This is a genomic window from Ruegeria sp. AA6, assembly GCF_056542865.1.
On sequence record NZ_JBQGAN010000004.1, the window covers coordinates 120,254 to 131,718 of the forward strand.

The 11,465-nt window shown below is 57.6% G+C and carries 10 protein-coding genes and 2 tRNA genes; 3 read left to right on the forward strand and 9 right to left on the reverse strand.

All coding sequences use genetic code 11. The features are described 5' to 3' along the window. Nucleotides 1-3 precede the first annotated feature (3 nt). Complete coding sequence (gene hisH, locus ACR0LN_RS07870; protein ID WP_480428883.1) at nt 4-642, reverse strand: imidazole glycerol phosphate synthase subunit HisH; 639 nt, start codon at nt 640-642, stop codon at nt 4-6. Further along, nucleotides 643-1,230: an imidazoleglycerol-phosphate dehydratase HisB gene (gene hisB, locus ACR0LN_RS07875; protein WP_480428885.1), complete on the reverse strand. Its 588-nt coding sequence runs from the start codon at nt 1,228-1,230 to the stop codon at nt 643-645. A gap of 154 nt (nt 1,231-1,384) precedes the next feature. Between hisB and ACR0LN_RS07880 the strand changes: the two genes are divergently transcribed. Then, the gene (locus tag ACR0LN_RS07880) at nt 1,385-1,624 is read left to right on the forward strand and encodes an Lrp/AsnC family transcriptional regulator (protein ID WP_170383224.1); all 240 of its coding nucleotides are present in this window, start codon (nt 1,385-1,387) and stop codon (nt 1,622-1,624) included. Here ACR0LN_RS07880 and ACR0LN_RS07885 read toward each other — a convergent pair. The 3 genes from ACR0LN_RS07885 to ACR0LN_RS07895 all read right to left on the reverse strand — a co-directional run bounded on the left by ACR0LN_RS07885 (nt 1,621) and on the right by ACR0LN_RS07895 (nt 2,757). Then, a complete protein-coding gene (locus ACR0LN_RS07885; protein ID WP_480428888.1) occupies nt 1,621-2,487 on the reverse strand; it encodes a GNAT family N-acetyltransferase in 867 nt (288 codons plus the stop codon). The two genes, ACR0LN_RS07880 and ACR0LN_RS07885, sit on opposite strands and share 4 nt — an antisense overlap. Nucleotides 2,488-2,572: 85 nt before the next feature. Beyond that, a tRNA-Gly gene (locus tag ACR0LN_RS07890) sits at nt 2,573-2,647 on the reverse strand. 35 nt (nt 2,648-2,682) lie between these two features. Beyond that, nucleotides 2,683-2,757: transfer RNA gene (locus tag ACR0LN_RS07895), tRNA-Gly, on the reverse strand. Between the two features lie 148 nt (nt 2,758-2,905). Between ACR0LN_RS07895 and ACR0LN_RS07900 the strand changes: the two genes are divergently transcribed. Further along, nucleotides 2,906-3,058, forward strand: coding sequence for a hypothetical protein (locus ACR0LN_RS07900; RefSeq protein WP_480428890.1), 153 nt, complete (start codon nt 2,906-2,908; stop codon nt 3,056-3,058). Between the two features lie 14 nt (nt 3,059-3,072). Here ACR0LN_RS07900 and ACR0LN_RS07905 read toward each other — a convergent pair whose 3' ends face one another. Next, a complete protein-coding gene (locus ACR0LN_RS07905; protein ID WP_480428892.1) occupies nt 3,073-3,456 on the reverse strand; it encodes an MAPEG family protein in 384 nt (127 codons plus the stop codon). Between the two features lie 342 nt (nt 3,457-3,798). On the opposite strand from ACR0LN_RS07905, the gene ACR0LN_RS07910 reads away from it, so the two are divergent. Beyond that, complete coding sequence (locus ACR0LN_RS07910; protein WP_480428894.1) at nt 3,799-4,710, forward strand: hypothetical protein; 912 nt, start codon at nt 3,799-3,801, stop codon at nt 4,708-4,710. Between the two features lie 52 nt (nt 4,711-4,762). Here ACR0LN_RS07910 and ACR0LN_RS07915 read toward each other — a convergent pair whose 3' ends face one another. The 3 genes from ACR0LN_RS07915 to ACR0LN_RS07925 all read right to left on the reverse strand — a co-directional run bounded on the left by ACR0LN_RS07915 (nt 4,763) and on the right by ACR0LN_RS07925 (nt 11,310). Beyond that, entirely contained in the window at nt 4,763-8,200 is a 3,438-nt protein-coding gene (locus ACR0LN_RS07915) for a pyruvate carboxylase (RefSeq protein ID WP_480428896.1), read from the reverse strand. 146 nt (nt 8,201-8,346) lie between these two features. After that, the gene (locus ACR0LN_RS07920) at nt 8,347-9,483 is read right to left on the reverse strand and encodes an alpha-hydroxy acid oxidase (protein ID WP_480428898.1); all 1,137 of its coding nucleotides are present in this window, start codon (nt 9,481-9,483) and stop codon (nt 8,347-8,349) included. A 39-nt stretch (nt 9,484-9,522) separates the two neighbouring features. Further along, nucleotides 9,523-11,310: a diguanylate cyclase gene (locus ACR0LN_RS07925; protein ID WP_480428900.1), complete on the reverse strand. Its 1,788-nt coding sequence runs from the start codon at nt 11,308-11,310 to the stop codon at nt 9,523-9,525. Nucleotides 11,311-11,465 lie beyond the last annotated feature (155 nt).

Consider the following 11,465-nt stretch of genomic DNA (forward strand, 5'->3'; position numbering starts at 1 on the left):
CCGTTAGGGCGCCCAGGTCAGGAAGTTCCCGATCATGCGCAGGCCCACATCCTGGCTTTTTTCCGGGTGGAATTGCATGCCAACCATCGTGTCACGGCCAATCACGGCCGTGACCTCTTGGCCATAGTCCACGTAGGCCAGCCGCTGCGCCGGGTCGGTGACACGGAAATGGTAGGAGTGGACGAAATATACGTGGTCGCCTGATTTGACACCGTTGAACACGGGGTGATTGCTTTCCAGCACCAGATCGTTCCAGCCCATATGGGGCACTTTCAGCGCTGCGTCTGACGGCTCGATCCGCACAACGTCGCCCGCGACCCAATCCAGCCCATCCGTTTCGCTGTACTCATGGCCTTTCGAGGCCATCAGCTGCATTCCGACGCAGATGCCCAGAAACGGACGGCCTTTCTGTTCGACCGCCTCGACCATGGCGTCGTAGATACCCTTGTGGCCACGCAACTCGGCGGCACAGGCCGGAAACGCACCGTCGCCGGGCAGGACAAGGCGGTCGGCCCGTGCAACGACATCCGCGTCCGAGGTCACAACGACCTCGCCCGCATTCACCTCGCGCGCCATGCGTTGAAATGCCTTTTCAGCCGAGTGCAGGTTACCGCTCTCGTAGTCAATGATGGCTATCAGCATTTACAGCGCACCCTTGGTGGACGGAATCGCATCCGCCTTGCGCGGGTCGGTTTCCACGGCCAGCCGCAGCGCGCGGGCGACGGCCTTAAAGGCGGCCTCGGCAATGTGGTGGCTGTTGAACCCATGCAACTGGTCGATATGCAGGGTAATGCCGCCATGCGTGCTAAGCGCCTGAAAGAACTCGCGCACCAGTTCGGTATCGAATGTGCCGATCTTTTGCGTCGGCAGGTCGATGTTCCAGATCAGGAACGGGCGGCCCGACAGGTCCAGCGCACAGCGGACCTGAGCGTCATCCATCGGCAAGTGGCACTCGCCGTAACGACGGATGCCCTTCTTGTCGCCCAACGCCTGCGTCAGCGCCTGACCCAGAGCAATTCCGGTATCCTCGACCGTGTGGTGGTCATCAATGTGATAGTCACCCTCGGCGCGGATTGTCATGTCGATCAGGGAATGGCGCGACAGCTGATCCAGCATGTGATCGAAGAACCCGACGCCGGTCTGGTTGTCGTAGGTGCCGGTGCCGTCCAGATTGACCTCGACCGTGATCTCGGTCTCAGCGGTTTGACGGCTGATCTTTGCGCTGCGCATGGGTGAATTCCTTTTGCTACAGGCGCGCTTATAGACGGGGAAGGGTGGGCTTTTCCAGACCACACATGGCATTCAATGCAAACTGTTGCAGGGGATTGCGCCGGGGCGCTGCCCGTGCCAGCCTGCAGTCAAGTCAACCAACAAGGCCCGGCCCATGTCCACCTGCGTTTTCATCCAAATCCGCTGTAAACCCGGCACCACTTACAAAGTGGCCGAGGAAATCGCCCTGCGTGAAATCCACTCTGAGCTCTATTCGACCAGCGGCGAATATGACCTGCTGCTGAAACTCTACATCCCCGAAACCGAGGATGTGGGCCATTTCATCAACGAAAACCTGCTGGTGATTCCCGATATTGAAAGGTCGCTGACGACGATGACTTTCAAGGCGTTCTAACCCAGTTCGAACGTGGTCACGCCAAAGATGCGGTTCAGGTCGATGTCCGGTTCGTGATCCGAATACATCCGCGCTGTTTCGAATACTTTGTCCAGTCCAAGCTCGTCGGCCAGCGCAAAAGCGGCCGCGTTGGGTTGGGGCATGTCGACGAAAATCTCGTGCTCGTTGTGGTCCTCGGGGATTGACGTCAACAGAGAAGCCAGCAGGGCCCGCGCGATGTCGGCCGTATCTGCAAAAAGGGGCCCGACCTTGTACCCCGTGAGGCAGGGGCGCAGCGTTGCATACCCTCTGATCCTGCCGTTCTCGGTATACAGTTTCGACACATGGCTGTAAGCGCTCAGCCAGCTCTCCAGAAACAAGTCGCGCGGCGCAGGAAACAGTTCACGGTCGTAGGCTTTTAGTTCACCCGTCGCGGTTATCAGATCAGAGATGTGATCGTTTGGTCCGCTGCCCAGCTTGGCCAGCATCCGCGTTTTCGTGCCGGCGAAACGATAGTTGTTATAGGCAAAAGTAAAGCCGGACTTGCGGTAATTGTCCTGCTGCTCAACCACGCCATCCAGCCCCATGTTGCGCCCTTCGCAATGGGCCAGCGCATACTGCGAGATCTCAAGCCCATGCCCGTGATGCCGGTACTCTGGCTTAACTATGTAGAACCCGAGGAACGAGAATGCGTCATCGTAGTTCACCGCAGAAACGGATGAGATCATCTCTCCATCCAGAAACCCGCCAAAAAAACCATCCGGGTCCGTTGGACGAAAGCACGCGGCGTCATGCACGCCTGGGTTCCACCCCTCGCGACCGGCCCAATCTACGGCATGCTCGACTTCTTCGGCGGTGAGGGGGCGAATGACACATTCCGACATTGGCGAATTCCGTGCATGATTGAAATCATGGCCAGAATGGCGCAATGCCTAGGAAAGAACCAGTGTGTTCGGAGAGTTTGGTATCTGGAGCGGGCGAGGCGATTCGAACGCCCGACCCTAACCTTGGCAAGGTTATGCTCTACCCCTGAGCTACGCCCGCATCAGATACATATGTTGGCCCTAAAGACCTCTCAATGGAGCGGGCGAGGCGATTCGAACGCCCGACCCTAACCTTGGCAAGGTTATGCTCTACCCCTGAGCTACGCCCGCGCCGTTGAGTGAGGAGGGATGTATAAATTCCCACGCGGGCCTGCAAGCGGAAAAACACAAAAAAGAGGAAAAATCTTTCGACGGAAATCCGGGGGCCGCGCGTTAAAGACAAAGAGCATTACAAAACAATAAGGTTCGAGGTGACGAAATGGCACGTATCGCAGACATGAAAATGGCACTTTTGGCCGTGCTCATAGTATTGACCACAGTTTTTTGCGCCCGCGACGAGGATAGGCTTGTCGAGGTTGAGCCGGTCTTCATGCAAGCTCCGATGATTCAGACACGGGTATTGGCGGGCTAAGCCTGCCAATCGGGTCAGAGCGCCAGCACCAGATTAGCAACTGCAGCCACAAGAATGGCTGTGAAAGTCAGCAACATGCCGATCTGGCGCAGAATCACGATCTGTGGGCTGCGGCCAAAGCCATAGGCATGCAGCAATCGACCACCCAGCAAGGTCAGCCCCAGAAGGTTCAACAACAATCCGCCAGCCCCCTGCAGTTCAACCATCATAATCAAAAGCAAGGCAAACGGCGTGTACTCAACAAAATTGGAATGCGTCCGCATCACCTTGAGCATATCCGTACTGCCGCCATCACCATAGGAAATCTTGTCGGTGCGACGTTGGCTGATGACCTTAAAGCTGAGAGCGACATACAGGATCGCCAGCAAAGCGGCATAGATGGGGGTGATGGTCAGCATACGGGCCTCTGCTAGATAAAGAAAAACCGCGCGAATGCCCACGCGGTGCCTGAAACATTAGCCGGTTTCTCGCGTTGTTCCAGTTGCGTGCATTAAATTGTGGGTGCTTGGGCTATCGGCGGAAAATGGCGTGCGGCGTTTTCCGCCGCAGGTTTGCCATAATTCAGCTCCAGTTTATTCAAATACTTTGTTTTGCACATGCATTTCCTTGGCTTGTGGTGCCAATAGCGAAAGGAAAAGGTGAATACAATGAGACGTGTATTTTTGATATCGCGCGTGATTGCGACCTCTTTGATGCTGGTTGGGGCGGCCAGCTTTGTTGCGGTTGTTGCTGCGCCGGATATGGCTATCGCCAAGAATGGTAACGGCGGTGGCAATGGTGGTGGTAACGGCGGTGGCAATGGTGGTGGTAACGGCGGTGGCAAGGGAAATAGCGGTGATAAAGGCAGTGGCGGTAGCCAAGCCAGCAACAAATCTGGCGAGCACGGCGCAAAAGCCAAAGGCAATTCCGGCAGGAAGTCTGCCGGCACGGGGAAAGGCCTGCTGGGCAAGCTGGGGCTGAAAAAAAACAAAGAGAAGAAAACGGCGAAGTCTAAAAGCACAAACAAGCCGGCTTTTATGACTAAGCTTGAAAACGTCGTTAAGGGCAAAAAACATCAGCCAAAGGCTGTGAAGCCTGCAAAACCCAAAGCGGTTGTTGCGCTGGACGAAGAAACCGTTCCACCCAACAAACATGGAAAACTTGCATCCGAGCTGAAGTCGCTCAATGCGGCGCATGCCAGCCAGACGGCGCTTATGAACGCTGCCCCGAATAGTATGCCGGGCAAGCTGTATTCCTATCAGCAAAGTGTTCTGGGATACCCTGACGTAACTGCGGACTTGGAAGAGAAGCAGACCGAACTGACAGATTTGCAAAGTTTGTCAGACGAGCAAATCCAAGAGCAATTCGCCCCGACCGAAGAAGAGATTGAGCAGGGCATCACCGCGACACACAAGCACGATGAAGCTGTGGCCGATGCTGAGCAGGCTGTTCAGGATGCCGAAGATACCCTTGCAAACTCGGCTGACCCGCAGGAGGCGTATGATGCACTGACAGGCGGTCGTGAATTGTCTCCGGATGCAATGAACGAACTGCATGATCTATTGGGGCTGCCTGAGCCCGAAGAACTCGAAGAAGCCACGGTAGAAACCGAAGCAGAGGCCGCGGAAGCCGAGGCAGACGTAGTGGCAGAAGATGAGGTTGTAGACGGCTGATATTTTCACCCGTTCAAAAAGAAAAAGGCGCGCAATTTGCGCGCCTTTTTTGTTATTCCAGTTCGACCAACAGGTCCTTGGCGTCGATCTGGCCGCCCGGTTGAACATGCACGGCCTTCACCACCGCATCGCGTTCGGCGTGGATGCCGGTTTCCATTTTCATGGCCTCAATGGTCAGCAGCATATCGCCTTCCTTGACCTCTTGGCCTGACGTGACGGCGACAGTGGCGACCACGCCCGGCATAGGCGCGCCGACATGGTCGGGGTTACCCGCCTCGGCTTTGGGCCGCGCCTGGGTGGTTGACGTGACCATGCGGTTCGGCACCCGGATCACGCGGGGCTGGCCGTTGAGTTCAAAGAAAACTTTGACCTCGCCCTTTTCATCGGTCTCGCCGATGGCCTGACAGCGGATTTCCAGCGTCTTGCCGGGGTCAATCTCGGCTGAGATCTCTTCACCCGGCTCCATACCGTAGAAGAAGGTGCGGGTGGGCAGGGTGCGGACTGGCCCATAGATCCGATGACGGCCCATGTAATCCAGGAACACCTTGGGATACATGAGGTAGCCGTTCAGGTCCTCGTCATCGACCTCTTTCCCTTCCAACTGTTGGGACAGTTCGGCGCGGGTGGCTTCCAGATCGACAGCAGGGACATCCTTGCCGGGGCGTTGGGTATTCGGGGCTTCGTCCTTGAGCACCTTTTGGATAATCGTGTCGGGGAACCCGCCCGGAGGCTGACCCAGATTACCACGCATCATGTCGACGACCGAGTCAGGGAAGGCCACATCAGTGTCAGGGCTTTCAACATCGGAACGTGTCAGCCCCTGGCTGACCATCATCAGCGCCATGTCACCGACCACTTTGGATGATGGCGTCACCTTTACGATGTCACCGAACATCTGGTTCACGTCGGCATACATCTGTGCGACCTCGTGCCAACGCTCCTCCAGCCCCAAGCTGCGCGCCTGCGCCTTGAGGTTGGTGAACTGGCCGCCCGGCATCTCATGAAGATAGACCTCGGACGCCGGGGCTTGCAGGCTGGATTCGAATGCCGCGTACTGGCCGCGGACTGCCTCGAAGTAATCGCTGATCTCGCGGATGGCCTTGATGTCCAGACCAGTGTCGCGCTCAGTATGGCGCAGTGCTTCGATCACGGTGCCCAGCGTCGCCTGAGACGTGTTGCCCGAGAAGCTGTCCATCGCGCAATCCACCGCGTCCACACCCGCCTCGGACGCGGCCAGAATGGTGGCGCTGGCGATGCCCGCGGTGTCGTGGGTGTGGAAGTGGATGGGAAGACCGACCTCTTCTTTCAGGGCACGGATCAGGATTTTGGCCGAGGCAGGTTTCAGCAGGCCCGCCATGTCCTTCAGGCCCAACACATGCGCGCCAGCGTCGCGCAGTTCTTTCGCCATGCCGACATAGTATTTCAGGTCATACTTGGCGCGGTCCGGGTCGAGGATGTCACCGGTATAACAGACGGTGCCCTCACAGATTTTGCCGTTCTCGACGACCGCATCCATCGCCACGCGCATGTTCTCGACCCAGTTCAGCGAGTCAAATACGCGGAACACGTCGATGTTTTTCGACGCCTGACGAACGAATTCCTGCACCACGTTGTCAGGGTAGTTGGTATAGCCAACACCGTTCGCACCACGCAGCAGCATCTGGGTCATCAGGTTCGGCATCGCCTCGCGCAGGTCGCGCAAACGCTGCCACGGACATTCCTGCAGAAAGCGGTATGCCACATCGAAAGTCGCGCCGCCCCAGCATTCAACCGAGAATAGCTGCGGCAGGTTAGCAGCATAAGACGGTGCTGCCTTGATCATGTCGATCGAGCGCATCCGGGTCGCCAGCAGCGACTGATGGCCATCGCGCATGGTCGTGTCGGTGATCAGCAACTGACGCTGGGCCTTCATCCAGTCGGCGACCGCCTGCGGGCCTTTCTGCTCCAGCAGATTGCGGGTTCCCATTTTGGGTTCGCCCTTCAACGCAGGAGGCTTGGCCTCCTTAAGGTCGGCGCGAGGTTCGGGACGATCCTTGGTTTCAGGGTGACCGTTCACGGTGATGTCTGCGATATAGGTCAGAACCTTGGTGCCACGGTCGCGGCGGCGCTTGAAGGTGAACAGGTCCGGTGTCGTGTCGATGAATTTGGTTGTGTACTCATTCGACAGGAACGTCGGGTGCTTCAGCAGGTTGATGACAAAGTCGATATTGGTGCTGACGCCGCGGATACGGAACTCGCGCAGGGCGCGGTCCATCCGGGCAATTGCAGCCTCGGGCGTTGGGGCCTTGGCGGTAACCTTGGTCAGCAGCGAGTCGTAATACCGCGTGATCACCCCGCCTGCATAAGCGGTGCCGCCGTCCAGACGGATGCCCATGCCGGTGGCCGAGCGGTATGCGGTGATGCGGCCATAGTCTGGGATAAAGTTGTTCTGCGGGTCCTCGGTGGTGATCCGGGTCTGCAGCGCGTGACCGGTCAGATGTACGTCAGCCTGGCTTGCGGCGCCGGTGGCCTCGGCCAGCGTCTTGCCTTCGGCGATCAGAATCTGAGCCTGCACGATGTCGATACCGGTGACTTCCTCGGTGACGGTGTGTTCCACCTGCACACGCGGGTTCACTTCGATGAAGTAGAACTTGCCCGTCTCCATATCCATCAGGAATTCGACGGTGCCGGCGCATTCATAATTCACATGGGCGCAGATTTTGCGGCCCAGTTCGCAGATTTCCGCGCGCTGCTCTTCGCTCAGATAAGGGGCGGGCGCGCGTTCGACGACCTTCTGGTTCCGGCGCTGGACCGAGCAGTCGCGTTCGTACAGGTGATAGATCTCACCATGCTTGTCGCCGAGGATCTGAACTTCGACGTGGCGGGCGCGGGTGATCATCTTTTCAAGATACCCTTCACCATTGCCAAAGGCAGCTTCGGCCTCGCGGCGACCTTCCAGGACCTTTTCTTCCAGCTCATCCTCAGAATTGATCGGGCGCATGCCGCGTCCGCCGCCGCCCCAGCTGGCTTTCAGCATCAGCGGATAACCGATTTCTTTGGCCTCAGCTCGGATCGCGTCCATGTCATCGCCCAGCACTTCGGTTGCCGGGATGACGGGAACACCGGCAGCGATAGCCACACGCCGTGCGCTGGCCTTGTCACCCAGGGCACGCATCGTTTCAGCCTTGGGGCCGATAAAGGTGATGCCGTTCTGGACACAGGCATCCACGAAGTCCGGGTTTTCGGACAACAGGCCATAACCGGGATGGATCGCATCCGCACCGCATTCCTTGGCGACGCGAATAATTTCGTCAATCGACAGATACGCTGCGACCGGTCCCATGCCTTCGCCGATGCGATAGGCCTCATCCGCCTTGAAGCGGTGCAGTCCCAGCTTATCTTCCTCAGCAAATACTGCGACGGTGCGTTTGCCCATCTCGTTGGCTGCGCGCATTACGCGAATGGCAATCTCGCCGCGGTTGGCGATCAGGATCTTTTTGAAGTCGGTCATTTGAAGTCCCGGTCTTGATGGTTTGGCCGTGTTAATAGGCGGACAATACGGCCACGTACATATGTAGTTCTGGGTAGAACCGGCATGTTAACGCTCGCAAACGCCGTCTGTTGGCGCAAACTTATTAGCCTTTCTGCGTCGCAGCATCAATTGTCGTGCTGATGTGTCGCAATTTGATTCAACTGAGCAACGCCCATCTGGCCCATATTGGCCAATATGTCCTGTCGAAGAATGTCGATGACATGGGCCGGTCCTGATGGACCTAAGGCCGCCAAACCATACATAAATCCGCGTCCCAACATGACAAAATCCGCCCCAAGTGCCAGGGCGCGGAGGATATCGAGTCCACCTTCGATTCCGCTGTCGAAGATCAGCGGCAGGTCTGTGGCTGCGCGTATGGCAGGAAGAACGGAAATGCTGGCCGGCGCACCGTCGAACTGCCGCCCACCGTGATTCGAGACCCAAAGGGCGTCAACGCCGGCCTGTTTCAGCCTATCCGCGTCTTCAGCACGCATTACGCCCTTCACAATGAACGGCCCATCCCACGCATCACGTAACCACTTGACGTAGTTCATGTCCGGCGAGGTGCGCATAAGGTATCCAACGTGCGCCGTTGGGGATAACGCGTTATCCCCGTCGATATATTTGTCGAGCGTCCGCATTCGCGGCATTCCATGTCGTGCCATGGCCAAAGCCCAGGCGGGGCTTTGGGCGATTTGCGCCAGCAGTCGCGGGGTCAGCCTGGGAGGGTTGGTCAGTCCGGAACGGACCTGCCGCTCTCGTCGCGAAGCGACCGGAATATCAACGGTAAGGACCAACGTTGAAAAACCAGCGGTTTTGGCACGTGTCAGAAGATCAGTGCGTATGTCCGGGTCTCTCGGCGGGTAAAGCTGGAACCAGGCATTTTGTCCGATACAAGGAGCCAGATCCTCGGGGCTCTGACTGGCGACGGTCGACAGCGTATATGGCAAGCCCGCCTTGGCGGCGGCGCGCGCCAGCAGTTTTTCCGCATCTGGCCAGATCAATCCTGACATGCCGACGGGGGCTACTCCAAACGGCAGTGGATAGTCCTGACCCAAAAAACGCACGCCTGTGTCGTATTCGATCGGGCCGCGTAGGATCGAGGGCAAGAATTCAATATCATCCAGCGCGGTTCTGTTTCGATGCAGCGCGATCTCGGTCCCTGTGCCACTTTCCAGATACTCCCAGACAAAGTGCGGAATCCTAACTCGAGCGCGGCGTTTCAGATCGGCAATGCCGGGGAATGAGCTGTGCAGGTCCATATGAATTGATCCGACCTGCCGCGCGATTCTGCAAGGTTTTCAGGCCGCTGACGCCGGAGGGCGTTGCTTCGACTGGTCCTTTCCTTCCATCACCCTAGCCGAAACCGAAACTGCCCCATTGGCGACCTGCACCTGGTTTCGCCCTTTGTCCTTGGCCACATACAAGGCGTCGTCTGCTGCGCGCATCAGGTCCTGTAGCATCGTGCCATGCGCCGGATAGTGGGCAACGCCCGCAGAAATCGTAATGCGCGGGAGGGATTTCTCACCGTAGCGAACCGTGACGGCCTCGACCGCCTGACGCATTTGCTCAGCCCGCGTCATTGCGTCATCGGGGGTGTTGTCCGGCAGGATCAGCATGAATTCCTCACCTCCGATGCGGCAGGCCACCTCATCCCGGTCACAGCCCTGCTCAAGGGCAGACCCCACAGCGCGCAACACCATGTCTCCGGCATCGTGCCCATGCGTATCATTGAACTTTTTGAAATGATCTACGTCCACGGCGATCAAGCTCAGCGGGGCGCCGGTCTGCTGGCTGCGGCTGATGGACTTACGCAAAGTTTCCGTCATGTGGCGACGGTTGAACAGGCCAGTCAGCGGATCGCGGACGGATTGGTCGTGCAACTGATCCCGCATTCTAACATTGGCAATCGCCATGCTGATCTGTTCGGCACAAAGCTGGGCCAGCTTCTTACTGGCATGGAAAACCTCATCCGATCCCTCATGTGCGCGCAGGTGCAGCAGGCCGACAGTCTCACCATGCGCGAGGATTGGAAAGCAGAAATAGGGTCGTCCGTCATGTGGTTCGGCATGTTCGCAGACAAAGTCGATCTCGGACGCGCCGTATTCATATGTTCGCCCGCGACGCAGCCCCCAGCAGCCTTCAGGGTGGATATGAGCCTTGTGGGAGCCGCCGTTCCAGCTTGCGCAACCATCCAGCACGTCGCGCGAGTTCGAATAGACGTACACGCTGCCCTCGGCCTCGGGCAGGATATGGGTCATAAAGCGAGAGACCATGTCGAACAGCTCGTCCAAGGATCGGCTGGACTGCAGCCATTCGTTCAACTCACCCAGCAAGCGAACCTCACGCGCCAGGCGCAGTTGGTCGTCCTTCAATTCGCGTTCTTTGGTGGCTCGGGCGCGCAGGCTACGCACCTGCCTTCTGTTGGAGCGGAAGATCACCAATGTCACCACGGATAACGCCAACAGGGCAATGCCACTGAGCGCAGCCAAAGACAACCGAACCCGATTTATGAACAGGTTCCGAACCATTGTGATGTCCGAGTAAAACTCGATCGCCCCCAGAAACTGACCTTCGCGAATGACGGGCGTGTAAATCTCGGCCACATGTCGGGTTTGCGGGCCTGCGGCTTCCAGCAGCTCACCGTCGAAATTGCCTACTTCGGTCAGCGGTTTCTCTTCATGTTTATAGAAGATGTTGCCCTGGCTAAGGATGTCTTCGAAATACGCCTTGGAATTGACTGAACCCACATCCGATGGGCGCGTCGACCAGACCACCCTGCCGGAAGCGTCAAAGAGTTTGAACCGATAGATGTCTGACGTGGCCGGCAGCAGTTCCAGAAATTCTTTGTCATGGCTGCTCAGCGCGCCAATACCGAAGGTTGCGTCAACGTCTTCGAGGTGCGAGACGACTTGACGGTTCAATTGCGTTGCGGCGTGGCGCAGGTCGGATTCCAACATCCTATCGACCACAGGCGCAGGAATCGCGTAGATACCCCATCCCGACAGGGCCGTCAGCGCCGCCATTGTCAAAATGATGACCAAAAATTTCAGGCGAGACTTTACGCCCGCGCCGCTTAGGTTTTTCATGTTCCGCGCTCCCACAGCTTTGGCCTCAGCATCAATGGCAAGCTTTGACAGGTGGTTAATGAGGGTGGTTGATGTTCAGACAAAATTCGTCGAATTGATCAGATCGGATGCGAAGCCATTGAAAATTTTACGCGAACAAGCCGTGAACAAACTCT